Annotated in this window: 20 protein-coding genes; 10 read left to right on the top strand and 10 right to left on the bottom strand. The window is 67.9% G+C overall.

The features are described 5' to 3' along the window. Positions 1 to 607 precede the first annotated feature (607 nt). The 3 genes from AB0395_RS30140 to AB0395_RS30130 form a co-directional block, all read right to left on the bottom strand. Positions 608 to 1777, bottom strand: a complete 1170-nt coding sequence (locus AB0395_RS30140) for a hypothetical protein (protein ID WP_366286890.1) — start codon at positions 1775 to 1777, stop codon at positions 608 to 610. 135 nt (positions 1778 to 1912) lie between these two features. Then, on the bottom strand, positions 1913 to 3082 hold the full coding sequence (locus AB0395_RS30135; RefSeq protein WP_366286888.1) for a serine protease: 1170 nt from the start codon (positions 3080 to 3082) through the stop codon (positions 1913 to 1915). Positions 3083 to 3311: 229 nt separating this feature from the next. Next, a complete protein-coding gene (locus AB0395_RS30130; protein WP_366286887.1) occupies positions 3312 to 4829 on the bottom strand; it encodes a hypothetical protein in 1518 nt (505 codons plus the stop codon). 318 nt (positions 4830 to 5147) lie between these two features. Here AB0395_RS30130 and AB0395_RS30125 point away from each other — a divergent pair, with 318 nt between their 5' ends. Next, positions 5148 to 5672, top strand: a complete 525-nt coding sequence (locus tag AB0395_RS30125) for an SSI family serine proteinase inhibitor (RefSeq protein WP_366286885.1) — start codon at positions 5148 to 5150, stop codon at positions 5670 to 5672. Positions 5673 to 5795: 123 nt separating this feature from the next. Here AB0395_RS30125 and AB0395_RS30120 read toward each other — a convergent pair whose 3' ends face one another. After that, positions 5796 to 6908: a serine protease gene (locus tag AB0395_RS30120; RefSeq protein ID WP_366286883.1), complete on the bottom strand. Its 1113-nt coding sequence runs from the start codon at positions 6906 to 6908 to the stop codon at positions 5796 to 5798. A 545-nt stretch (positions 6909 to 7453) separates the two neighbouring features. Here AB0395_RS30120 and AB0395_RS30115 point away from each other — a divergent pair. Both AB0395_RS30115 and AB0395_RS30110 read left to right on the top strand, forming a co-directional pair. Next, entirely contained in the window at positions 7454 to 8350 is an 897-nt protein-coding gene (locus AB0395_RS30115) for a hypothetical protein (protein WP_366286881.1), read from the top strand. 152 nt (positions 8351 to 8502) lie between these two features. Continuing rightward, positions 8503 to 9465: a zinc-binding dehydrogenase gene (locus AB0395_RS30110; protein ID WP_366286879.1), complete on the top strand. Its 963-nt coding sequence runs from the start codon at positions 8503 to 8505 to the stop codon at positions 9463 to 9465. Positions 9466 to 9567: 102 nt separating this feature from the next. Here the strand turns inward: AB0395_RS30110 and AB0395_RS30105 are convergent, their stop codons facing one another. The 5 genes from AB0395_RS30105 to AB0395_RS30085 all read right to left on the bottom strand — a co-directional run bounded on the left by AB0395_RS30105 (position 9568) and on the right by AB0395_RS30085 (position 15892). Then, positions 9568 to 10278 (bottom strand): PadR family transcriptional regulator, encoded by a 711-nt coding sequence (locus tag AB0395_RS30105; RefSeq protein ID WP_366286877.1) that lies wholly within the window; start codon positions 10276 to 10278, stop codon positions 9568 to 9570. After that, complete coding sequence (locus tag AB0395_RS30100; protein ID WP_366286876.1) at positions 10275 to 11072, bottom strand: DUF4097 family beta strand repeat-containing protein; 798 nt, start codon at positions 11070 to 11072, stop codon at positions 10275 to 10277. The genes AB0395_RS30105 and AB0395_RS30100 overlap by 4 nt, the downstream gene beginning before the upstream one ends. A 69-nt stretch (positions 11073 to 11141) precedes the next feature. Next, the gene (locus tag AB0395_RS30095; protein WP_365058036.1) at positions 11142 to 11318 is read right to left on the bottom strand and encodes a DUF6104 family protein; all 177 of its coding nucleotides are present in this window, start codon (positions 11316 to 11318) and stop codon (positions 11142 to 11144) included. Between the two features lie 72 nt (positions 11319 to 11390). Continuing rightward, entirely contained in the window at positions 11391 to 15056 is a 3666-nt protein-coding gene (locus AB0395_RS30090) for a multifunctional oxoglutarate decarboxylase/oxoglutarate dehydrogenase thiamine pyrophosphate-binding subunit/dihydrolipoyllysine-residue succinyltransferase subunit (protein ID WP_366286874.1), read from the bottom strand. A 170-nt stretch (positions 15057 to 15226) separates the two neighbouring features. Further along, positions 15227 to 15892 carry a phenylalanine--tRNA ligase beta subunit-related protein gene (locus AB0395_RS30085; protein ID WP_366286872.1) on the bottom strand — a complete coding sequence of 222 codons (666 nt, stop codon included), beginning with the start codon at positions 15890 to 15892 and terminating at the stop codon, positions 15227 to 15229. A 246-nt stretch (positions 15893 to 16138) separates the two neighbouring features. On the opposite strand from AB0395_RS30085, the gene AB0395_RS30080 reads away from it, so the two are divergent. The 6 genes from AB0395_RS30080 (at position 16139) to AB0395_RS30055 (ending at position 21330) form a co-directional block, all read left to right on the top strand. Then, positions 16139 to 17149 (top strand): ABC transporter substrate-binding protein, encoded by a 1011-nt coding sequence (locus AB0395_RS30080; RefSeq protein ID WP_366286870.1) that lies wholly within the window; start codon positions 16139 to 16141, stop codon positions 17147 to 17149. Beyond that, positions 17146 to 17940 carry an ABC transporter ATP-binding protein gene (locus AB0395_RS30075; protein WP_366286868.1) on the top strand — a complete coding sequence of 265 codons (795 nt, stop codon included), beginning with the start codon at positions 17146 to 17148 and terminating at the stop codon, positions 17938 to 17940. Before AB0395_RS30080 ends, AB0395_RS30075 begins: the two co-directional genes overlap by 4 nt. Further along, on the top strand, positions 17933 to 18865 hold the full coding sequence (locus AB0395_RS30070) for an ABC transporter permease (RefSeq protein ID WP_366286866.1): 933 nt from the start codon (positions 17933 to 17935) through the stop codon (positions 18863 to 18865). Before AB0395_RS30075 ends, AB0395_RS30070 begins: the two co-directional genes overlap by 8 nt. Beyond that, a complete protein-coding gene (locus AB0395_RS30065) occupies positions 18865 to 20214 on the top strand; it encodes an LLM class flavin-dependent oxidoreductase (RefSeq protein WP_366286865.1) in 1350 nt (449 codons plus the stop codon). The genes AB0395_RS30070 and AB0395_RS30065 overlap by 1 nt, the downstream gene beginning before the upstream one ends. Then, a complete protein-coding gene (locus AB0395_RS30060; RefSeq protein WP_366286863.1) occupies positions 20211 to 20732 on the top strand; it encodes an NAD(P)H-dependent oxidoreductase in 522 nt (173 codons plus the stop codon). The genes AB0395_RS30065 and AB0395_RS30060 overlap by 4 nt, the downstream gene beginning before the upstream one ends. 91 nt (positions 20733 to 20823) lie before the next feature. Then, positions 20824 to 21330: a flavin reductase family protein gene (locus AB0395_RS30055; protein WP_366286861.1), complete on the top strand. Its 507-nt coding sequence runs from the start codon at positions 20824 to 20826 to the stop codon at positions 21328 to 21330. Between the two features lie 120 nt (positions 21331 to 21450). Here the strand turns inward: AB0395_RS30055 and AB0395_RS30050 are convergent, their stop codons facing one another. Beyond that, on the bottom strand, positions 21451 to 22509 hold the full coding sequence (locus AB0395_RS30050) for a dihydrodipicolinate reductase (protein ID WP_366286859.1): 1059 nt from the start codon (positions 22507 to 22509) through the stop codon (positions 21451 to 21453). 245 nt (positions 22510 to 22754) lie between these two features. Between AB0395_RS30050 and AB0395_RS30045 the strand changes: the two genes are divergently transcribed. Continuing rightward, on the top strand, positions 22755 to 23651 hold the full coding sequence (locus tag AB0395_RS30045; protein WP_366286857.1) for an SDR family NAD(P)-dependent oxidoreductase: 897 nt from the start codon (positions 22755 to 22757) through the stop codon (positions 23649 to 23651). Positions 23652 to 23824 lie beyond the last annotated feature (173 nt).

The raw sequence follows: 23824 nt of genomic DNA, 5'->3' as shown, positions 1-23824 counted from the left end.
TCGGCGTTGTTGGCGGCCAGCGGGTCGGTCGCGTAGTCCGGGGCGGCCTGGGCGGTGCCGGCCAGGCCGGCGGCCAGCAGACCGGTGGCGAGGACGACGCCACCGGCGGGGAGGAGGATGCGCTTCAAGGGAACTCCTTGGTCTGATGTGGAACGCTCTTGCGTCCCATGCGTCAGTAAAGGGATGACGGAAAGATACAAGGGTGATCTTCGTAAGCGGAAGTCGTTCCGGTAAGTAAAGATCCCAGTCAACCCCCTTCGGACCGTTCCAAGAGGGGGTGGGAGGGGTGGGGGTGGTGTTGCCCGAGTGAGGCCTATGTCCTGTTCTTGCAGATCAAGATAAGTTTTTTGTTAAAGATGACGATCTTCGTGGATCGGTCCAACCAAGATCATCGGAAATTTGATGTGATGCAGATCACATTTTTTGATGGCACCAAATCGCCGCGAACTACGTCTAACGCGCCCGTAGTCAACCCGTCGTGGAATCGATGCTTGCCGGGAAACCGGACAAAAAAGACGCGAGGCCCGGCGGATGCCGGACCTCGCGACGTGAAACCAGGGGGATGGGAGGGGAAAACCCTCCAAAGGCGCCCTGGGTGAGCCTGGTCTTACTTGTAGAGCTCGCCGTTCGGGCCCACGATCTTGCCGGACCAGACGTTGGCGGCCCTCTTGTAGATGTCGGCGGTCTCGCCGTCGAAGTAGGCCGAGGTGATCAGGTCGTAGCGGCCGTTCTTGTCCTGGTCGCCGAAGAGGCTGGTGACACCGTTGACGTAGCCCAGACGCTTGGCGTTGCTGTACCTGACGAGCCAGGGGCCGCCGTCCGCGCCGGGAGTGAGGGCGGCCTTGAGGCCGACGTGCTCCTCCACCTTCTCAGCGGCGGAGACGTACACCTTGCCGGTGGTCTTGCCGTACACCCACTTGGGGGTGACGCCGGTGTAGGGCTTGTCGCCGTCGGGGTGCGGAGCCTCGGGGTAGCCGAAGACGTACACCCCCTGGCCGGTTCTCTGGTTCCAGGTGAAGCCCTGGCCGCCGACGTTGTCGCCGAGGCGCCCTGCGTCCCTGGACAGGCCGATGAAGTAGTGGCCGCCCTCGGTCCACTTGGGGCCGCTGAAGCCGTCGTACTCGGACTTGGTGACCTGCTTCTTGCCGTTGTTGAGAACGCCGTTGTAGACGGTGACGAACGCGTAGTCGCGGTCGTAGTCCTCGTAGACGTCGAAGTCGTAGTGCGTCCAGGCGACCTTGCCGACGTAGATGCCGAACGGCGCCTTGCCCTGGTAGTAGGCCGGGACGAAGACCCACTTGTCGAGGACCTTGGGGTCGCCGGTGCCCGCGGTGTCGTAGACGTTGTGGGCGGCGGTGACGACCAGGTTGCGGTACTTCGACTGGACCGAGGTGGCCGAGGCCCACTTCGGCCGGCCGCCGGCGTCGACCCAGAACACCTTGCCGATGGTCCTGGGCAGGTTGATGTTCTTGACGGTGGCGGGGGCGGCCTTCTCCTCGCCGATGGGGAGCACGGAACCGGGCTTGCCGTCGGGGGAGTAGCCGCCGCCGGACTTCCAGGTGGGCGGGGTGTCGTCGTGGTAGTAGGCCGTGGCCTTCTTCAGGGCGGCGTTGTTCGACGCGGTCCAGAAGTCGACGACGGAGACCGCCGCGGCGTTGTTCACGGCCATCGGGTCGGTGGCCCAGTCCGGTGCGGCCTGGGCGGTACCGGCCAGACCAGCGGCCAGCAGACCGGCGGAGACGGCGGTGCCGGCGACGGGAAGGAGGATGCGCTTCAAGACTGCTCCTTGCGCTGCATGGGTGCAGGCATCGGAATCACGGGACGACAAAAACCTATGCAGGGAGGTAAAGGTAAATGTTCATCTGAGGCTGTCTTAAGCCTCTTTTAAGGCAGCCATAAGGTGCCTCGGGCGTCAGAAGGCGCGCTGACGGTCGGCGTACTCGTAGACCACGTAGGTCGACTGGATGAAGTACGGGGAGGAGATGCGGTCGTACTTCTTGTCGGTGTCGGTGTCCCAGGCGAAGCTGTTGACGCCGTTCAGGTAGCCGAGGCCCTGCCGAGGGTCATAGTTGATCAGCCAGGGGCCGCCACTCGCCCCGCCGGTGAACGTGCAGCCGAGTGAGATGCCCCTCTCGACCAGGCGGGTCGGTGCCTTGGTCAGGTAGGTGCGCCCGTCGCACCACAGCATCTTCTGGCCGTCGTACGGCCTGCTGCCGTCGATGTTGGGGGCCGCCGGGTAGCCGAAGGCGAAGACCGAGAGCCCGATGCCGCGGTTGACCATCAGGCCCTGGCCGCCGACGTTGTCCTCCAGACTGCCGACCGACTCCATCTCGTAGGTGTTCGGAGTCTTGCCAGGGGTCCAGACGAACCCGTCGTGCACCGTGATGAAGGCGTAGTCGTAGTCGTAGTCGCCCCTGCCGGTGAAGTTCTCGTGCAGGTTGAGCGAGTGGCCGACGTAGATGCCGTAGGGCGTCTTGCCCTGGTTGTAGCCGGGGATGAAGATCCAATATTCGGCGTTCTTGCCCTGCTTGGCGTCATAGGCGCAGTGCCCGGCCGTGGCGACCAGGTTGCGGTTCTTCGAGGCGACGGCTGAGGCGGAGCACCAGTACTCCTTGTCGCCGATCTTGAAGAACACCTTGCCCACGGTGCGGGGGAGGTTGCTGTCCGAGGGCTGCTTCTTCGTCGGCAGGGTGGGCCTGATGACCGGCGAGGTGATTTTGGAGGCGCTGTACGCGGCGGCCTTCGCCGCGGCGCCCCCGCCGCCGGCCGTACCGGTCGGTGTCGGGGAGACCGGCGCCGAGGAGGCGGCGCTGCCGTCGCTGGGCTTGACCTCTGGCGTGGCGGGGGTGTTGTCCTGGGCCTGCTTGATCCTGGCCGGGCTCCAGTACTCCGCGATCCGCTTCACGTCCGCGCTGTTCTTGGTCAGCGTGATGGAGGTGATGCTGTTCGCGGTGGCGTTCCAGGCGCCGGTGTCCTGGGTGCCGGCGGCGCTGGCACCCCCGGCGAACGCGGGCATGGCGAGCACACCGGCGGCCACGAGGGCGCTCAGTGTGATCGTCAACCGCCGTGCGCGGGGGGACATGAAGGGCGTTCCCTTCTGGGATCAAGGACCGGGAGGAGGTCGTAAGGGGTGATTTTTCCAGATCAACTTGGTTTTGGGCAGCTCGGTTGGATGATCTGCCTTGACACCGTTACCTGGGAGTTTCGCACTGTTACTAGAGAGAGCATGCACCGTGGGGCATAAGTACCCCGTCAAGTGGGGGGGAAGGCCCGCTTGCTGCGGGCCTTCCCACGTTCACGACGTCCCTACTCTAGGCCGGGAGTTTTCCGGTCCAGAGGTTGGCGGCGTACTTGTAGATGCCGTAGGTCTCACCGTTGAAATACGGGGTCGTGACCCGGTCGTAGCGGCCGTTCTTGTCGCTGTCGACCGTCAGGCTCACGACACCGTTGAGGTAACCGGTCCGCTTGCTGCTCTTGTACTGCAGCAGGAACGGGCCACCGCTGGCGCCGGGGGTGAAGGCGCACTTGACGGCCTGCTGCTCCTCGGCCTTGAACTGCGCCACGACCGGGGCGGCGCCCGTCGTGCCGTAGCACCACTTCATGGTGTGGCCGCTGTAGGGCTTGTCGCCGTCCAGGTGGGCCGAGGCGGGGTAGCCGAACGTGAAGACCTTCTTGCCGGACTTCTGGTTCCAGGTGAAGCCCTGACCGCCGACGTTGTCGCCGAGACGGCCCGCGTCGGAGAAGGTCTTGACGTAGAACTTCGTGATGTAGAACTCGGCGTCCTTGCCGGGGATGACCCAGCGCTTCAGGTAGGAGTGCTCGATCTTCCACTGGCCGGTCTTCTCGTCACGGAAGACCCGTCCCGGGTGGGTGGTGTTCGAGGCGGCCTCGTACTCCTTGGCCTCCGCCTCGGACACGACCTCGACCGTCTGGTACGCCTGGGCGCCGATCTTGATGTCGGCCGGGCCGCCGACCTTGGCGGCCTCCTTCCACGCCTCGCTGCTGACCTCCTGCGGAGCGTAGAGGCCGCGCTTGTCCTCGGGGCCGGTGGTCTGCTCGGCGACGGCGTCCTTGGCGAAGCCGACGCCGCCGTAGCGGCCGATCCACTCCTCGTAGGCCTCCTTGGACACCTTGGTGTCCTCGGTGTACTTCAGGCCGGTGTAGCTGTCGAACTCTGCCTTCTTGACCTCTTTGGCACCGGTCTGCTTGATGCCGTTGAAGACGTTGACGAACGCGTAGTCGTAGTCGTAGTCCTCGTAGACGTCGAAGTCGTAGTGGACGTTGACCTTCGAGCCGACGTAGATACCCCAGGGAGCCTTGCCCTGGTAGTAGCCCGGGATGAACACGAAGTTGCTGTAGGGCTTGTTCGTGTCGGTGTCGTACACGCAGTGGCCCGCGGTGGCGACCAGGTTGCGGTACTTCGACTGCACCGAGGTGCCGGAGCACCAGCGCTCCTGCCCCTTGTCGTCGAGGAAGAAGACCTTGCCGACGGTGATGGGGAGGTTCAGGTTCTTGGACCTGCCCGCGGTCTTGCCCTCCTCGCCGGTCGGGGCGACGGTGCCGGGCTTGCCGTCGGCGGCGGCTCTTGAGGCGCCGGTCTTCAGCTTGGCGGAGACGGTTCCCTCGGAGAGGTACGTCTTGGCCGACTTCAGCTTGGCAGGGGTCCAGTAGCCCGCGATGGCCTTCGCGTTACCGGACGCGGCGAGGTTGACCGTCTTCGGGCCGGGGGCGGCGGCCTGGACGGAGGTGGCGAGGGTCGCACTGATCAGGGAGGTGGCCGCGACGGCACCACCGAGGGGGAGGATCAGGCGCTTTGCTCGGGAGTTCAATCTAGCTCCTTCTTTGTCATGAGCCGCTCGGGGCGTGGCCCACGCATGCGTAAAGAGACAAGTGCCGACCGTACTAGGCAAAGAACGGGTAAATCTCTACAAATCGGGCAGAAGTTGGGACCGATATAATTTCGTTACCAAATGGGTGGAACCGAACACTCAAGATCCACGTCTGATCTACCCGTTCTTGGTGGGGATGGGGGTGGTTGGCCGTACAAGGCCATGAGCTGCGAAAACACGAGAGTCGGTCGTTGCCGGAGCCGGAGGGGTGCGGGAGGCTGAGCCGCACTCGGCGTCACGCGAAATTCGGGGGAATCCTTGCGACGTCTCTTCTGCCTGGCCGCTGCCGGGTTCCTGCTCCTGTCCGGTACGGCCGCCGCCGCCACCCCACCACCGCCACGTGATCCCGACCCGCCCGTGGGCAGGCAGGTCTGGCCCGGACCTCCCTATCCGGGAGAGCCCGTCCCGATCGTCCCCATTCCGATCAGGCCGATCGGGGTCAAGCCTCCGTTCAGGGTGCGGGCGCTCGTGCTGACCTTCGCCTACGGCGAGGACGCGACACCGGTCGCCAGGCACTCCCTGCTCATGTGCGACCCGCCGCGCGGCACGCATCCCGATCCGTTCGCGGCCTGCGAGGCGCTGATCCCGGTCGGCGGAGATCCGGCAGCGCTCACACCGCTGCCCGGTGTGATCTGTCCGACGCACTACGACCCGGTCACGGTGACCGCGACCGGAAGCTGGGACGGCCGGTTCATCCACTTCGAACGGACCTACGGCAACGCCTGCTCGCTGTACGCCGAGACCGGCCCTGTCTTCTCCTTCAGGGAGCGCTCAGCGAAGTGAGCCCCGATCTTTCGGGGAGCGGGCGGCCGGGCGTGGCCGTACGGCGAAGGGCCCGGTCGTGGAGACCGGGCCCCTGTCGCGGTGGCCGCCCGAATGGCCTGTGCGGGCGGCCACCGCGACCGGTCAGTCGGTCCAGCGGTTGGCCGCGACCCGGTAGACCTGGTAGGTGTCGCCGTTGAAGTACGGCGAGGAGATCGTGTCGTACCTGTCGTTCTTGTCGGTGTCCCAGGCGACGCTGTTGACGCCGTTCAGATAGCCGGTCCGGGTTGAGTTGCGATACTTCAGCAGCCAGGGACCGCCGCTGGCGCCCGAGGTGAAGGCGCAGCCGAGGCCGGTGTGCTCCTGGACGTCGTACTTCGGCGCGGGAGGCATGGCGCCGGTCGTGCCGTAGCACCACTTCATGGTGCGCCCGGTGAAGGGCTTGTCCCCGTCGGGGTGCGGGCCCGCGGGGTAGCCGAAGGAGTAGACCCTGTTCTTGACCGGCTGGTTCCAGGCGAAGCCCTGGCCGCCGACGTTGTCGCCGAGTTTGCCGACCTTCTTGACGGTCGGCTTCCACACGCCGTCCGTGCTCTTGCCCCAGTTCACCGTGAAGCCGGAGTGGACGTTGACGAAGGCGTAGTCGAAGTCGTAGTCCTCCTTCACGACGAAGTCGTCGTGGGCGTTGAACCACTGGGCCGGGTAGACACCGTAGGGGTTCTTGCCCTCCCAGGCCTGGTTGCCGTCCCAGTAGGACGGGATGAAGACCCAGTTGTCGTAGAACCTGTCTCTCTTCACGTCGTACACGCAGTGCGCCGAGGTGGCGACCAGGTTGCGGTACCTGCCCTGGACGGAGCTGCCGGAGCAGTACTTCCAGTTCGCCGGGTTCTTCGGGTCGGTGCCGGGGAGGGTGAAGAAGATCCGGCCGACGCTGTTCGGCAGGTTGACGTGCCTGCTCCTGGTGGGCTTCGCGTCCTCCCCGCCGATCGGCGGAACCACCCCGCCGGGGCCGTCGGGGGTCGCGGCGGCCGAGACCTTGCCGCCCCTGACGCTCACCTCGAGGCCGCCGGTCGCGTCTGTCGCCTTGCGCATCCGCTCGGGAGACCAGAAGGCGATGGCCTCGCCCGGGGTCTCGGCCGCGGCTGAACTGACCACGTCGCCCGGGGTGGCGGCGTTCGCTCCGGGGGTGGCGCCGATCACTCCGGCGATCACGAGGAGGCCGGTGAGGGGGATCGCGAGGCGCCTTGCTCGGGAATTCAATGGAGCTCCTTTCGTCCTGTGCGAGAAGACAGGACCTCTCCTCGCAAGGAAAACGATCGGAACGTTACTGAATGGATCAAGTGTCGGCGAGCAGACGACGTGAAAAAGTCTGAATCGGTTCCATCCGATGCGATCCTGTTATTTAAATAGCGACTGGTTATAATTTATCGAATAAGTATTTCCGCAGGTGGTGTCGCCTGTCGGGTGATGTGTAGCCACCTCTGGCAACACGGGTAACGGTGATTGCCAAAGATTTCTCAGGCAACGGCGGCATCGGGGGTGAACGAAGCCTCCGCGGAGCGCTCGAACGGGTGTCCGCCGCCGATGCCCCCCTTTTTTCCTTTCGGTGGGCGCGGTCCGCGGCCACCTGTTTCCCCGGCCCTGGTCCATGAAGGCCGCCGCCCGTGAGGTCCTCGCGGGGAGGCAGACGAATGTCGTGATGTGGTGACACATCGGTTCTGATTCGTGATCGCGGCGATCTGGGCGAGGGGGCCGCTCAACCTGAAGATGGATGAAAATCGTACCTTCGTGAAGGCAGTCTGAACGTGGCCGGGGATCCGAACGACGTCATCGAGTCCGGGGGGCAAACAGGCCCAAGACGCTGGGTCGGGATCGCGGTGCTCGCCGTGCTCGTGGCCGTCCCGGTCATCAGCCTGCTGGCCGGCAGGGACCCCGGTGCGCCTGCGTCCCCCGCCCAGGCCTCGACGCCAGGCGTCGTTTCCGCGCCGGTCGCCGCAGGGACGCCGACCAACGTGCTCTACCCCAGACCGAGGAGCAAGGGGGATCGGGAGACCCTCGACGTCGTCTTCCCGGACGGCTCGAAGGCCCAGATCGGCTACCCGGCAGAGCTGGGCCTGGCCAAGCTCGGCGTACGGCCCGCACAGGGCGGCTGGCTCGAGGGATACTTCAGCCTGTTCCGGATGCTGACCGTGCCGCCGGGCGGATACGCGGAGATCGCACAGGGCAGGCCGATGCTCAGGAGGCTGGCGGGCCACGGCACCCTCTGGCAGCCCACGGGGCCGACGGAGGGGCAGGTCATGATGTTCGACTTCGCCCCCTGGTACGTCACGCTGCGCGACCAGAAGGACGGGATGACCTACGAGCAGCGGCTCCTGTGGGCCGAGAACCTGCGCGGCAGGGTGACCGGAGACGGCTATCTCGTGCTGGAGGCCACCTCCCCGGTACGGCTGGCCGGCCCGGGACAGCTCTTCCGTGGCGCGCTGGTGGGACCGCAACTCTGGTTCGGCGGAGCCGGGGAGGCGGTGCTGGTGATCGCGCCCGCGCCGCGCTGCGACATACGGGAGATCTCCCAGGTGGTACCCGACCCGAGCGGCGGGTTTTCCAGCAGGCGCTGTGCGGACGGGGTGTACATCGAGGCCGCGGGCGAGCGGGCGGCCGTCGAACGGATGATCGCCGGTGTCAGGGTAAGGCTGACGTCGTAGGGCGCGCCCGCGGAGACAGACCGAGGGAGACGGGCGGGAGGCCCCGGGAAGCGGGGCGTCGTGAGGCGCGCTCTCGTGGGGGCGGGACACCCGGCCGTCGGCGGGGGCGGACCGCCTCGGATCCACCATGGCCGAGGGCGTAAGGTGCGGCCATGTTCGCCGTAACCGCCACGCGGATCGACCCAGAAAACCCACTCGCCGGGCTCACGCTCGGACAGCACCCGGACCCCGAGGTACCGGACGGCTGGACCGTCGTCACGGTGAAGGCCGCCTCGCTCAACCACCACGACCTGTGGACCCTCAAGGGGGTGGGTATCCGCCAGGACAGGCTGCCGATCGTCCTCGGCTGCGACGCCGCCGGGATCGACGAGAACGGCGAGGAGGTCATCGTGCACTCGGTGATCGGTGAAGGCCCCGACGAGACGCTCGACCCCAGGCGCTCCCTGCTGTCCGAGGTGCACGACGGCACCTTCGCCGAACGGGTCGCCGTGCCCCGGCGGAACCTGGTGCCCAAACCTGCGGCGCTCAGCTTCGAGGAGGCGGCCTGCCTGCCGACCGCCTGGCTGACCGCCTACCGCATGCTGTTCGAGAAGTCGGGACTCGAACCCGGCTCGACCGTGCTGGTCCAGGGGGCGGGCGGTGGCGTCGCGACCGCGCTGATCGTCCTGGGCAGGGCGGGCGGCTACCGGGTGTGGGCCACCAGCCGCTCGGAGAAGAAGCGGCTGCACGCCCTCGCCCTCGGCGCCGACCAGGTCTTCGAGAGCGGCGCCCGGCTGCCGGAACGGGTCGACGCGGTGATGGAGACCGTTGGCCAGGCCACCTGGGACCACTCGCTCAAGGCGTTGCGCCCCGGAGGCCGGATCGTCGTCTCCGGTGCGACCAGCGGAGCCGTACCGCCCGCCGACCTGAACCGGGTCTTCTTCCTGCAGCTTTCCGTGGTCGGCTCGACCATGGGCACCCGTGACCAGCTGGGCAGGCTGGCCCGTCTCCTGGAACAGACCGGCGTCCGGCCGACGATCGACCGGGTGCTCCCGCTGGCCGAGGCCCGCGAGGGGTTCGCGGCCATGCACGAGGGTGACGTCTTCGGAAAGATCGTCCTCACCGTGGCGGGCTGAGCCGGGCATGCGGGCGGGCACGGATCAGCACGTCACGGATACGAGTTGGCGCGGCACGACGCTGACCTGCGTCCGCACCGCACGTCGCCTCGCGGACGCGGGTCAGCGCAGCGCGTCGCGGATGCGGCGGGCGGCGTCGTAGAGCGCGTCCTGCGCGGTGGCCAGTGTCTCCTCGGTCACCTGCCGGGCCGCCGCGTCCTCACGGATCTCCTGGACGAACTCTGCCAGCATCTGCCCGAGCTGGGCGTCGCTGGCAGGTGACCCGTGCCCGCCGAAGCTCTCCGCCCAGAGGCGCCTCCAGTCGTGCTTCCACTCCTGGGTCTGCCGCTGCCACTCATGCTTCTGGCGGTGCCACTCGGCCTTCTGCTCCCGCCAGGCCTCGCGCTGCTCGTGCCGGGCCTGCCGCTGCTCCTGCTTGGCGCCCTGGCGCACGTCGCGCGCCATCTGGGTGAGCTCATCGCGCAGTGACTTGACCGTGTCGCGCACGTCTTCCTTGACCTCGCGGGCGATGTCGCGGACCGACTCGGAGATCTCCTGTTCGAGGTCGGCCAACTCATCGCCCCTGGCGTTCAGCTCGTCGTGGCCCTGGTCGGTGAGGGTGAAGACCTTCTTGCCGTTCACCACCTCGTGGGTGACCAGGCCCTCCTCCTCAAGGCGAGCCAGGCGCGGGTAGATCGTGCCGGGCGAGGGTGAGTAGACGCCGAGGAAGCGGTCCTGGAGCAGCCGGATCACCTCGTAACCGTGGCGCGGGCTCTCCTGGAGCAGTTTGAGGAGGTAGAGACGCAACCGCCCGTGGCCGAAGACCGGGCTCATGCCTGTGCTCCCTTCAGCAGTGTGACGTCCGCGGAAAGGGTGGTCGCCGTCAGCGAGGCCATGCCTCCGCCGATCCGGCCGCTCAGCGTCTTGGCGCCGGGCTGGTTCGCGTGGTTCAGCTCGGTGAAGGCGGTGTCGATCCTTCCCGAGGTCGAACGGATGGTGACGTCGGTCTCGACCGTGTGCGGCAGCCTGAGCACGATCTCGCCGGAGACGCTGTTCAGCGTCACGTGACCGGTCGGCGGGAGTTCTAGATCCGCGGTGATCCGCCCTGAGACGGTGGTCGCGCGTAGGCGGCGCGGCGTTCCCGCGGCCACGGTCAGCTCACCCGAGACGCTCTTGAAGGACAGATCACCGACCAGGCCACGGCTCTCCACGTCGCCGGAGACGGTGTCGGCGTGGATCTCGCCGCTCACCCCGTCGAGCACGATGTCGCCGGAGACGCTCTTGACCGAGGTGCGGCCCTCGAAACCGGCCACGACGGCCGAGGCGGAGACCACCCCCGCGGTGATCGGGCACTCCTTCGGCACGGTCAGCGTCAGTGTGGTCTCCCTGCGCCCCGGCTGCAGCCAGCCGAGCAGCCCCTCCCAGGTCAGGTCCTTGTAGGCGACGGTGAGCGTGCCGTCGTCGTCATGAGTGACGATCAACGGCGGGGTGCCGATGTCCGTGACCTCGAGGCTGGGCGGTCCCTCACTGGCCAGCACCGCCAGCCTGCCCGCCACGATTCGTATGTTGAGCTTCCGTACAGCGTCGAAGGTGAGCTGCTCTGGTTTCTCGATGGTCCACTGCCGCATGTTCGTGACCTCCTTATGGAGACACGATATGTCGCGTTATGGACGATGGTCAAGATATATCGCGTCTGATTACTCGTCCTCGTCGTCCAACCGGGCCAGCCAGGTGGCCAGCCGCTCGACCGGGGTCTCGAACTCGGGGTTCAGGTCGACGAACTCGCGCAGCCGTTCGGCCAGCCAGACGATGCTGACCTCCTCCTCGCCGCGGCGCTCGACGAGCTCCTCGATGCCCCGATCGGTGAAGTACATCGTTGTCCTCTCTAACGGGGAAGTCCCCCACAGGGGTTCCTGCGGGGGACTTCCGGGTCGTGCGTGTTCGGGTCAGCCGAAGATCTCGGCCAGGATCTGCTGCAGCTCCGCGTCGTGCGTGGAGTGCGAGCCGGTCGCCGGGGAGGAGTTCGCCTTGCGGGAGACCCGCTTGATCGGGCGGCCGCCGAAGGCGTCGGGCTTCTCGGCCATCTTCAGCGTCAGGAACGGCCACGGGCCCATGTTGGCCGGTTCGTCCTGTGCCCAGATCAGCTCGATGTCGTCGGCGTAGCGTGCCAGCTCGGCCGCGAGCGGGTTGATCGGGAACGGGTAGAGCCGCTCGATGCGGACGACCGCCACGTCGGTCCTGCCCTGCCTGTCACGGGCCGCGGCCAGGTCGTAGTAGACCTTGCCGGAGCAGAACACGACCTTGCGGACCTCGGCCGGGTTCACCGTGGTGTCACCGATCACGGGCCTGAAGGCTCCCGAGGTGAACTCGCTGACCGCGGAGGTCGCCGCCTTGTGCCGCAGCAGCGACTTGGGCGTGAACACCACCAGCGGACGGTGCCGGTTCGCCTTCGTCTGCCAGCGCAGCAGGTGGAAGTAGTTCGCCGGCAGCGTCGGCTGGGCCACGGTCATGTTGTCCTGGGCGCACATCTGCAGGAAGCGCTCGATGCGGGCCGAGGAGTGGTCGGGGCCCTGACCCTCGTAGCCGTGCGGCAGCAGCAGGGTGACGCCGGAGCGCTGGCCCCACTTCTGCTCGCCCGCGGTGATGTATTCGTCGATGACGGACTGGGCGCCGTTGACGAAGTCGCCGAACTGGGCCTCCCAGGCGACCAGGGCCTCGGGCCGCTCCACGCTGTAGCCGTACTCGAAGCCGAGCGCGGCGTACTCGCTGAGCAGCGAGTCGTAGACGTAGAACTTCGTGGTGCCCTGGTTGAACGTCTTGAGCGGGGTGTGCTCGGCGCCGGTGACGCGGTCGACCAGCACGGCGTGCCGCTGGGTGAAGGTGCCCCGGCGGGAGTCCTGGCCGACCAGGCGGACCGGGTGGCCGTCGATCAGCAGTGACCCGAAGGCGAGGGTCTCGCCCATGCCCCAGTCGATGCGGTCCTCGGACACCATCTGGCCCCGGCGCTGGAGCACCGGCAGCAGGCGCGGGTGGGCGTTGAAGCTCTCCGGCAGGTTGAGCTGGGTCTCCACGATCCGCTTGACGGTCTCCTCGGAGATCCCCGTGGGGGTGTCCTCGTGGGACCAGGGGATGGCCTCCATGTCGACCGGGCGGGCGAACTCGCCGGTCGGCTGCTTGACCGCCGCGCGGGTCTCGGCGAAGGCGTTCTCCAGCTTGGCCTGGTAGTCGCGCAGCGCGCCCTCGGCCTCCTCGACCGTGATGTCGCCCCGGCCGATCAGCGCCTCGGTGTAGAGCTTGCGGGTCGAGCGCTTGGCGTCGATCAGGTCGTACATCAGCGGCTGGGTGAAGGCCGGGTTGTCGGTCTCGTTGTGGCCGCGGCGCCGGTAGCAGATCAGGTCGATCACGACGTCCTTGCGGAACGCCTGGCGGTACTCGAACGCCAGCTTGCCGACCCGGACCACGGCCTCGGGGTCGTCCCCGTTGACGTGGAAGATCGGGGCCTGGATCATCCGGGCCACGTCGGTGGCGTACACGCTGGAGCGGGAGCTCGCCGGGCTCGTGGTGAAGCCGACCTGGTTGTTGACCACGATGTGCACGGTGCCGCCGGTGCGGTAGCCGCGCAGCTGCGACAGGTTCAGGGTCTCCGCGACCACACCCTGGCCCGCGAAGGCCGCGTCGCCGTGGACGAGCACGGGCAGGACGGTGAAGCCCTCCTCGCCGCGCTCGAGCAGGTCCTGCTTGGCGCGGACGACGCCCTCGAGGACCGGGTCGACCGTCTCCAGGTGGGACGGGTTGGCCACCACGGAGGCCTTGAGCTTGGAGCCGTCGGGCGAGACGAAGTCGCCGCTGGCGCCCAGGTGGTACTTCACGTCACCGGAGCCGTGGGCGCTGCGAGGGTCGATGTTGCCCTCGAACTCGCCGAAGATCTGGCCGTAGGACTTGCCGACGATGTTGGCCAGCACGTTCAGGCGGCCACGGTGGGCCATGCCGATGACGGCCTCGTCGAGGTCCTCCTCGGCGGCGGCCGACAGCACCGAGTCGAGCAGCGGGATCAGGGACTCGCCACCCTCGAGGGAGAAGCGCTTCTGCCCGACGAACTTCGTCTGCAGGAACGTCTCGAACGCCTCGGCGGTGTTGAGCCGCTCCAGGACGCGCAGCTGCTCCTCGCGGTCGGGCTTGGCGTGCGACCGCTCGACCCGCGCCTGGATCCAGGCGCGCTCCTCGGGGTTCTGCATGTGCATGTACTCGACGCCGATGGTGCGGCAGTAGGAGTCACGCAGCACGCCGAGGATCTCGCGCAGCTTCATCAGGGGGCGGCCGCCGAAGCCGCCGGTCGCGAACTCGCGCTCCAGGTCCCACAGGGTCAGGCCGTGCGACTTGATGTCGAGGTCGGGGTGCTTGCGCTGCTTGTACTCCAGCGGGTCGGTGTCGGCCATCAGGTGACCGCGGACCCGGAAGGCGTGGATCAGCTCGATGACCCTGGCCGACTTCGCCACGTCGTCGTCGTGCGTGGCCGAGATGTCCTGGACCCAGCGCACCGGCTCGTACGGGATCCGCAGGGCCTCGAAGATCTCGTCGTAGAAGCCGTCCTCGCCCAGGAGCAGCCGGTGGATCTGCCGCAGGAAGTCGCCCGACTGGGCGCCCTGGATGATCCGGTGGTCGTAGGTGCTGGTGAGCGTCATGACCTTGCTCACCGCCAGGCGGGAGAGCGTCTCGGGAGAGGCACCCTGGTACTCGGCGGGGTATTCCATCGCGCCGACGCCGATGATGGTGCCCTGTCCCGGCATCAGGCGCGGCACCGAGTGCACGGTGCCGATGGTGCCCGGGTTGGTCAGCGAGATCGTGGTGCCGCTGAAGTCGTCGACGCCCAGCTTGCCGGACCTGGCCTTGCGCACGATCTCTTCGTAGGCGACCCAGAACTGGCGGAAGTCCATGGACTCGGAGGCCTTGATCGAGGGCACCAGGAGCTGGCGGGTGCCGTCGCTCTTGGCGACGTCGATGGCCAGGCCCAGGTTGGCGTGCTCGGGCTTGACCAGCACCGGCTTGCCGTCGATCTCGGCGTAGGAGTGGTTCATCTCCGGCAGGACCTTGAGGGCCTTGATGACCGCGTAACCGATCAGGTGCGTGAACGACACCTTGCCGCCGCGTCCCCGCGACAGGTGGTTGTTGATCACGATGCGGTTGTCGATGAGCAGCTTCGCCGGTACGGCGCGCACGCTGGTCGCCGTCGGAACCTCGAGGCTGGCCTCCATGTTGGCGGCCGTACGAGCGGCCGCGCCACGAAGTCGGACTTCCTCGGCACCGGCGGGCAACTGCGTCTCCTGCTTGGGTTGGGCCGGGGCTGCCTGGGGCTTCGGCGTGGGGGTTGCCGGTTTGGCCGCCGGGGTCACCGGAGCCGCAGCGGAGGTCGGGGGTGTGGGAGCGGCGGGGGCCGCCCCGGGGGGCGCGGCTCTGCCGGCCCCGGAATCAGGGCTGTAATCAGCGAAGAAGTTCCACCAGGCGCGGTCCACGGACTCGGGATCCTGGAGGTACTTCTGATACAGCTCGTCGACAAGCCATTCGTTCTGACCAAAGGCTGCCAGCGGGTTTGTCCGCGACGACTCAGACGACACGGCGGAAATCGCCCTCTTCCGCAGATCGGCGTTGATGATAGAGAACCTGTCCAAGGCTACTCGCCTGGACCCGGGCCTGTGCCAGTCTGACCGCAGCTCTCGGCCTGATCCTCTCAGGACAGTTCAAAACGGTCACCCCCGGGGGGTCCATCTGGGTGGTAAGGGTCTGGTCATTCATGCTCGACAAGCCTGGACTCGATCCTGACGCCCGGGGTGATCTCCCTCAGCGACCCGGCCAGTTCGTCTCCCGCCGCGCGCAGTTCCTCAAGTGACATGGGCGCGAGCCGCTCCAGCAAGAACAGCGCGTCCGTGGTCTCCTCGGTGATCCGGGTCCGCACGCACTGCCGCCAGTTCCACCGCCTGCAGGTGGCGCCCAGGTCGTCACGCCAGACCACCTCGCCGATCTCCGGGTTGTCGATCGCGGGCTCGCCCTTCTCGACCACCTCGAACGGCTCGTCCCCCTGCGCCCTGACCAGCCTCGCCGGTCCCACGTAGCGGCCGAGGTCCTCGCCACCGATGGGCAGCCCGTGCCTGACACTGATCGCGTTGTAGGCGTCGACCACCAGGTTGATCTCCGGCAGCGGCATCCGCCTGACCAGCGCGTCGACCGAGGGCCTCGTCCGCTGGGGTTTGGCGCCGAACGCCCGGTAGGCCTCCCGCCACGCCTCGACCCTCGGATCGTCGACGGTCACGGCCGCTTCGGCCGCTTCGGCCAGCCAGGCTCTGGACCTGTCGTCCGTGGGTCCGTTGCGCAGGCCGTAAACGGTCATGGCCAGGACCGCGAAGTCCGGTCTCAGCGCGCTGACGGCGGGGTCGACCCAGATGTCCTCAATCACGGGCCTCAGTTTAGGTCGTCGCCCTCGTGAGGCCCCTGGTTGAGGCCGCACATATTTCCGTCACACGATTTCATGCAAAACAAGTAGGAAATATTGACTTAGGCTGGAGTTGTGCGTAGCTTCTCCGGTATGGGCCTCTATCTGACCCGGTGCGCACATGTCGACTTCTGTCGTGTGTTCAGCGCTCAGTGTCCGTGATCACGAATCGACTTCCTCGTCCCTCCCTCCTTCTTGAGGACACCACTCGTGATCAAGTTCAGAAACGTCCCTCTCCTCGCGCTGCTCGTCGTCACCCTCGCCGCCTGCGGCGCGGAGGCGTCCGCCAAACCCGGTGAGCCGGAGACCCTGGAGCTCCGCTACCAGGGAAGCGTCGGCGCCGTCACCTTCCCGGAGCTCGCTGAGGACTTCGGCTATCTCGCCCCCGTCAAGCTCAAGTGGATCGGCAACACGATCTCCGGTCCACAGGACATCCAGGCCGCCGCGACCGGCCAGACCGACTTCGGCGGCGCGTTCAACGGCGCCATCATCAAACTGGCCGCCGCCAAGGCCCCCATCAAGGGGGTCATCGGCTACTACGGCAGCGACAAGGACAGCTACGTCGGCTACTTCGTGGCCGACGGCTCGCCGATCAGGGGGCCCCGAGACCTGATCGGGAAGAAGGTCGGCGTGAACACCCTGGGGGCCCACCTCGAGGCCGTGCTCAAGGAGTACCTCAAGCGCGGCGGCCTGACCCCCGAGGAGATCAAGCAGGTCGAACCGGTCGTCGTGCCCCCCGTCAGCACCGAGCAGACGCTCCGCCAGGGCCAGATCGACGTGGCCGCGCTGAGCGGCGTCCTGCGCGACAAGGCCCTGCAGCGCGGCGGCATCCGCCCCCTGTTCAAGGACATCGACCTGTTCGGCCCCTTCACGGCCGGGAGCTACGTGCTCACCGACAGGTTCATCAAGCAGAACCCGAACACCACGAAGAAGTTCGTCGAGGCGGTTGCCAAGGCCATCCAGTGGACGCAGACCCACTCGCGTGAGGAGTACATCGCCAAGGCGAAGGAGATCATCGCCAAGCGGAAGCGGAACGAGGACGCCACCGCCATCCAGCTGTGGAAGAGCAGCGGGGTGGCCGGTGAGGGCGGCGTGATCGACCCGAAGGAGTTCCAGATCTGGATCGACTGGCTGCAGCGCGAGGGCGAGATCAAGCCCGGCCAGGTCAAGGCGGAAACCCTTTTCACCAACGCCTACAACCCGTTCGGAGGCCAGCGATGAAGATCCAGATTCAGGGAGTCGGCAAGGAGTTCCGCGTCCGCGACGCCCACCGGTCCTTCACCGCCCTCGACGAGGTCGACCTCGACGTGCGGGCGGGGGAGTTTCTCACCCTGGTCGGGCCGAGCGGTTGCGGCAAGTCGACCCTCCTCGACCTGCTCGCCGGGCTGGCCGTACCGACCAGGGGCCGCATCCTCCTCGACGGGGTCCCGGTCGAGGGGCCGGGCCTGGACAGGGGGATTGTCTTCCAGCAGTACGCCCTCTTCCCCTGGCGCACGGCGCTGTCCAACGTCGAGTTCGGCCTTGAGGCGAAGGCCGTGCCGAAGAAGGAACGCGCGGAGCGGGCCAGGGCGCACCTGGACCTGGTCGGGCTGCGCGGGTTCGAGGACCGCTACCCGCACGAGCTGTCCGGAGGCATGCGCCAGCGCGTCGCCATCGCCAGGAGCCTCGCCTTCGACCCGGACGTGCTGCTGATGGACGAGCCGTTCGCCGCGCTGGACGCGCAGACCCGCGAGTCGCTCCAGGAGGAGCTGCTGCGGATCTGGCAGAAGACCGGCAAGACGGTGGTGTTCATCACCCATGGCATCGACGAGGCCGTCTACCTCGGCCAGCGGGTCGCGGTCATGACCTCCCGCCCAGGGCGGATCAAGCGGGTCCTCGACGTCGAGTTCGACTCCCGCGAGGGTGACCTGCGGGCCGACGCCCGTTTCGGCGAGTACCGCCACGAGGTGTGGACGCTGCTCCGCGACGAGGTCGCGGCGGCCAGGGCGGAGGAGGCGGTCTCCGTTGGCTAGCGTCTCGACCGGAGTCCCCGCGGAGCGGCTTCCCTCCGCGGAAGCCGTCTCCGTCCGGCAGCCGACTGTCTCGGGGACGGTCCCCGAGCTCCTGCGGGAGGCGGTCGAGGAGGCCTCGCACGGGGCGGGCACCGCTCCCGGTGCGGCCCTGCGCCTGCTCCGCGGTGCGGCACGCGTCGCCGTCGCGGTCGGCAGGCGCACGGTCGCGATCGCGGCGCTCGCCGCGCTCTGGGAGATCCTCCCTCGCCTGGAGCTGGTCGACTCCACCTTCCTGCCGCCGCTGTCGGAGGTCCTCGCGGCGTGGCGGGACCTGCTCCTGTCGGGCGAGCTGCTCGACCACACCCAGGCCAGCCTGGTCCGGTCCCTGGCCGGGTGCGGGATCGCCGTCGTCCTGGCCATCCCTCTCGGCCTGCTGATCGGCTGGTACCGGCCGCTCGCCGACCTCCTCAACCCGGTGCTCGAACTGTTCCGCAACACCGCGGCGCTCGCCCTGCTCCCGGTGTTCGTGCTGATTCTCGGGCTCGGCGAGACCTCCAAGATCTCGATCATCCTGTACGCCTGCGCCTGGCCGATCCTGCTCAACACGATCGCAGGGGTGAAGGGCGTCGACCCGCTGCTGATCAAGTCGGCCAGATCGATGGGACTCGGGCCGCTCAGGCTGTTTCAGAAGGTGATCCTCCCGGCCGCGGTGCCCACCATCTTCACCGGCGTCAGGCTGGCCGGGGCCTACTCGATCCTCGTGCTGGTCGCCGCGGAGATGGTCGGCGCGAAGGCCGGTCTCGGCTATCTGATCAACTACGCGCAGTTCAACTTCCGGGTGCCCGACATGTACGCCGGGATCCTCACGATCTCGGCGCTCGGGCTGATCCTCAACCAGCTCCTCGTCCGTCTGGAGCGCCGTTTCTCGACCTGGAGGACCTCCTGATGACCGAGCCGACGAACGGGCGCGGGCTTCACCTGAACGCGTTCCTCATGGGGGTCGGCCACCACGAGGCCGCCTGGCGGCACCCGCGCACCGACCCGGCCGTGATCTCCGACGTCCGGCACTACCAGGAGCTCGCCAGGATCGCCGAGCGCGGCAGGCTCGACTCGGTCTTCCTGGCCGACGGCCTGGCCCTGTGGGGCAACGTCAGGCACAACGCGCTCGGCGGGCTCGAACCCCTCACGCTGCTGGCCGCGCTGGCCGCGGTCACCGAGCACGTCGGCCTGATCGCGACCGTCTCGACCACCTACAACGAGCCGTTCAACGTGGCACGCAAGTTCGCCTCGCTGGACCACATCAGCGGCGGCAGGGCCGGGTGGAACATCGTCACCTCGGCGAGCGAGGCCGAGGCGCACAACTTCGGCATCGAACGCCCGGCCCACGGTGACCGCTACGCCCGCGCCACCGAGTTTCTCGAGGTCGTCACCAAGCTCTGGGACAGCTGGGAGGACGGGGCGATCCTGAACGACCGGGCCGCAGGAGAGTATGCCGACACCGGCAGGATCCACTCCCTCGACCACGTCGGCCCCCACTTCCGGGTCAGAGGCCCACTGAACACCTCCCGCCCCCCGCAGGGACACCCCCTGCTGGTCCAGGCCGGGTCCTCGGAGGACGGCAAGGAGTTCGCCGCCCGTTTCGCCGAGGCCGTGTTCACCGCCCAGCAGACCCTGCAGGAGGGACAGGAGTTCTACGCCGACCTCAAGTCCCGTCTTGGCCGGTACGGCAGGCGTGCCGACGAGCTGCTCGTCCTGCCCGGCATCTCACCGATCATCGGCTCGACCGAGGAGGAGGCGCTCAGGCTGGAGCGGGAGCTCGAAGAACTGATCATCCCCGAGTACGGCGTGCAGCAGCTGTCGAACATCCTCGGCGTCGACCTGTCCGGCCACCCGCTGGACGAGCCCCTGCCCGAGGTGGCCGAGCCTGTGGACGGCCAGCAGAGCAGGTTCAAGCTCGTCACCGACCTCGCCAGGCGCGAGCGGCTGACGTTGCGGCAGCTGGTCGGCCGCCTGGCGGGGGGCAGGGGCCACCGGGTCCTCACCGGGACCCCCGAGCGGATCGCCGACCAGATCCAGGAGTGGTTCACCAGCGGCGCGGCGGACGGCTTCAACATCATGCCGCCTGTCCTGCCGAGCGGCCTGGCGGACTTCGTCGACCATGTCGTGCCCGAGTTGCAGGCCCGTGGCCTGTTCCGAACCGAGTACGAAGGCCGCACTCTGCGCCAGAACTACGGGCTGGCGCGACCGGTGTCCCGTTTCGAGCAGTACAAGCAGAAGGTATCGGTGGCTTCATGAGCATCGTGACAGTGGTGGGCAACCCGCGGACCGGGTCGCGCACATACGGAGTGGCCGTCCACGCGGCGGAGGCCGTGGCCGGGCGGATCGGGCACGAGGGGCCGGGCGAGGTCGTCGACCTGTCCGTCCTGGCGCCCTCGTTGCTCACCCAGGAGAGATCACCCGAGGTCGAGGCGGCGCTGGAGCTGGTCGCGGGGGCGAGCGTATTGGTGGTGGCGAGCCCGACCTACAAGGGGACCTACACCGGCCTGCTCAAGGTCTTCCTCGACCGTCTTCCCGGGGGCGCGCTGGCTTCTGCCGTCGCGCTCCCGTTGCTGGTGATGGGCGACGCCAGGCACGCCCTGGCCGTCGAGGTCCACTTCCGCCCCCTCCTGGTCGAGCTGGGCGCCACGGTTCCCACGCCCGGCCTGGCGCTGATCGAGTCGGAGATCCCCGACCTCGACGAGGTCCTCGGCCGCTGGGCGGACAGGGTTGCCTCCCAGGTGGCGGCGGCGGTCATCGCGCGGACCCCGGCATGAGAAGTGGGGGGTTCGGGATGAGATCGGGAAGAGATGGCGTTATGAATGGGTTGCCGACCATAAGCGTGTTTTACGCCGTGGAGGAGGAGAAGTGACCGAGACCCTGCCAGGCCGGGCGGTCGACGCAGAGCGCTTCAGGCAGGCGCTGGCCGTCCACGCGGCTGGAGTCGTGGTGATCACCGCGCAGTCACAGGGAATCCCGGTCGGCCTCACGGCCACGTCGTTCTCCTCGGTCAGCCTTGCTCCGCCGCTTGTCTCCTTCTACGTCGACCAGTCCTCGACCACCTGGCCCTCGCTCAGGCTGGCGGAGCACTTCGCGGTGAACGTCCTGGCCAGCGACCAGGCAGAGCTGGCCTCCCGCTTCGCCCGCAAGAACGTCGACCGTTTCGCCGCCCCGACGGAGTGGCGGCCGGACCCCCTGGGGGTCCCGCTCCTGGGCGGCGTTTCCGCCCAGCTGATCTGCGTCCCGCACTCGACCGTCGACATCGGCGACCACATCCTCGTCGTCGGTCTCGTCACCGAGACCAACCTTGTCTCCGACGACCGGCCACTGCTCTACCACCGGGGCCGTTTCGGCCGCTTCACGCCGCACGCCTGACCGCGCGGGGGACCGGCGCCGCCGTACCGGGCGGGAGCCGGGCCTCCCCTGACATTCGGCCGCGCGGGGACGCCCTTCGCGGGCGCCCCCGTGGTCAGGCCCTCACGGACCTTCCCGCCGTCAGGCCAGGCGTACGGTGCCCCGCCCCGTGGCGAGGGGCAGGTCGAGAAGGGTGCGGATGCCCGGCGGCGCCGCGCAGAGGGCGGCCACCGAGTTGACCGCGTGCGCGGCGGCGCCCGCCAGGCCGTGGGAGATCTCGTCAACGGTGAGTGTCATCTGCGGGACCCCCTCGATGTGGATGATGAAGCCCGGTTCTGGCCAGCGGTTCACCTTGGCGGCGTCGGCCTTGTAGACGCACTCGACGGTCATGAAGGGACGCCCCCTGACCAGGCCGCTGAAGGTCCAGCGGGACGCGCAGACCGTGCCCGTCCTGACCACGCCCGCCGCGATCTCGAACTCCTCGGAGGCCAGCTCGAACTCGTCGCTCTCCTCGACCTCGTCGAGGGTCACGTCGAGATTGTCCGCCACGAACTGGACGCTCTCGGCGAACAGCGCGCGCTGGTAGGCGCGGAAGGGGCGCACCGCGGCGGCGTAGTCCTTGGCCGAGCGGGTGAAGCCGAACAGGTCGACCACGATCTGACGGGACGGGTGCCCCTTGAAGTCGGAGGACTCGCGGACGTAGACGTGGTCGATCCTGGTGGACAGGCCGGTCAGCGCGAGAGGGAGCATGTCGCTCATGAAGCCGGGGTTGATGCCGGTTCCGTGCAGCGACGTGCCTCCCGCCGCGCAGGCGGCCTCAAGCCGTCCGACCACCGCGGGGCCGTAACACCGGGGGTAGACGAACCCGGTCGTGGTGACGACGTTCTTACCGGAGGCGAGCAGGGTGCAGATCGTCTCCACGTCGGTTGAGGGGTCCCCGCCGAAAGAGGCGGCGGGCAGTGGCATGTGTAATACGCAGTCGGCCTCCAGAGCGAGGATCTTCTCGACGTCGTCGGTGCAGAGAACACCGGTCTCCGGCAGCCCCACGAGAGGGCCCGCGTCCAGGCCGACCTTGTCGGGGTCGTAGACGAGCACCCCGACGAGCTCGAACTCAGGACGGTTGATCAGGGTGCGCAGGGAGAATCTGCCAACGGCGCCCGTGGCCCACTGGACCACGCGGAGGGGCGACGGTGAGGGCATGGGGGCCTCCAGCCCGGGTCTTTGGGCAGGGCCGTACTGGGAGGAGTGTCATCGTTTACCCTCGCCCGGTAGAAGCAGAGACATTAGCAGAAATTCACATGCTCGATCACTATCCGCGACGGTCAGACATCCTGTCGTTTTCCTCCACGGTTCCGGAAGACGCGGACGTCATGAACATCATGGCCCCGCGGGGCGCGGAGAAGTTATCGTTCAAAAAACAGAACTATATTCTCTCGGGAGTGTCGATGTCGGAGCTGCGGTTCGACGGCAGGGTCGCGGTGGTCACGGGCGCGGGACACGGTCTCGGCCGCTCGCACGCGCTGGCGCTGGCCGCGCGCGGCGCCAGGGTGGTCGTCAACGATCTCGGCGGGGCGCTGGACGGCACCGGCGCCTCGTCGGGGCCCGCCGCCGAGGTGGTCGAGCTGATCAGGGCGGGCGGCGGTGAGGCGGTCGCCAGCACCGAGAACGTCGCGACCCCCGAGGGAGCCAAGGCCATCGTGCGAAGCGCGATCGACGCCTTCGGGCGCCTGGACGTCGTCGTCAACAACGCCGGCATTCTGCGCGACAGGTCTTTCGGGAAGATGACCGTCGAGGAGTTCGACCAGGTCCTCGCCGTCCATGTGCGCGGCTCGTTCCTGGTCAGCCACGCGGCCTTCCCCTATCTCAAGGAGCAGGGCTACGGCCGCATCGTCAACACCTCGTCACCCTCGGGGCTGTTCGGCAACTTCGGCCAGGCCAACTACTCGACGGCCAAGATGGGCCTGGTCGGGCTGACCAAGACGCTGGGGATCGAGGGGGCCAGGGCCGGGATCAGGGTCAACGCGATCGCCCCGATCGCCTGGACCCGCATGACCGAGTCCGTGCTCCCCGCCGAGTTCGAGGCCGGCTTCGCCCCCGAGCGGGTCAGTGCGCTGGTGGCGTTCCTGTCCCACGAGTCCTGTGAGGTCAGCGGTGAGGTCTTCACCGTCGGCGGCGGCCGGGTCGCCAGGGTCTTCGTCGCGGAGGGGCCTGGCTGGCGTCAGGACGACCACACCGTCGAGGACATCCGCGACAACTGGGACGCCATCATGGCCGAGCAGCCGTACCTGACCCCGACCACCCTGGGTGAGCAGGCGGGAGCCTCCCTGAAGGCCATGCTCTGACAGACTCTGACAGCTGTCCTGACAGCGCCATCACGGTGGTCCGGGGTTATGGCCGAGGAGCCCGGCGTTATGGAAGCGCGCCGATGGTGCCGCGAGGGTGCTGAGAGGGTGCTGCGGACCGGGCCGCCGCTCCGCCTGGCTACGGGGAAGGCGGTGCGGGGGCCCGGCCGGTC

The organism is Streptosporangium sp. NPDC051023, assembly GCF_040689595.1.
In the GTDB taxonomy this organism is placed as follows: Bacteria; Actinomycetota; Actinomycetes; order Streptosporangiales; family Streptosporangiaceae; genus Streptosporangium.
Note: the sequence above shows the minus strand (reverse complement) of the source record. Positions and strands in the feature narration are given on the sequence as shown.

Coding starts and splice junctions, on each gene's coding strand:
- AB0395_RS30135 (WP_366286888.1), bottom strand. CDS start 3,082: ATGTCCCCCCGCGCACGGCGGTTGACGATCACACTGAGCGCCCTCGTG.
- AB0395_RS30110 (WP_366286879.1), top strand. CDS start 8,503: ATGTTCGCCGTAACCGCCACGCGGATCGACCCAGAAAACCCACTCGCC.
- AB0395_RS30105 (WP_366286877.1), bottom strand. CDS start 10,278: ATGAGCCCGGTCTTCGGCCACGGGCGGTTGCGTCTCTACCTCCTCAAA.
- AB0395_RS30100 (WP_366286876.1), bottom strand. CDS start 11,072: ATGCGGCAGTGGACCATCGAGAAACCAGAGCAGCTCACCTTCGACGCT.
- AB0395_RS30095 (WP_365058036.1), bottom strand. CDS start 11,318: ATGTACTTCACCGATCGGGGCATCGAGGAGCTCGTCGAGCGCCGCGGC.
- AB0395_RS30075 (WP_366286868.1), top strand. CDS start 17,146: ATGAAGATCCAGATTCAGGGAGTCGGCAAGGAGTTCCGCGTCCGCGAC.
- AB0395_RS30065 (WP_366286865.1), top strand. CDS start 18,865: ATGACCGAGCCGACGAACGGGCGCGGGCTTCACCTGAACGCGTTCCTC.
- AB0395_RS30060 (WP_366286863.1), top strand. CDS start 20,211: ATGAGCATCGTGACAGTGGTGGGCAACCCGCGGACCGGGTCGCGCACA.
- AB0395_RS30050 (WP_366286859.1), bottom strand. CDS start 22,509: ATGCCCTCACCGTCGCCCCTCCGCGTGGTCCAGTGGGCCACGGGCGCC.
- AB0395_RS30045 (WP_366286857.1), top strand. CDS start 22,755: ATGTCGGAGCTGCGGTTCGACGGCAGGGTCGCGGTGGTCACGGGCGCG.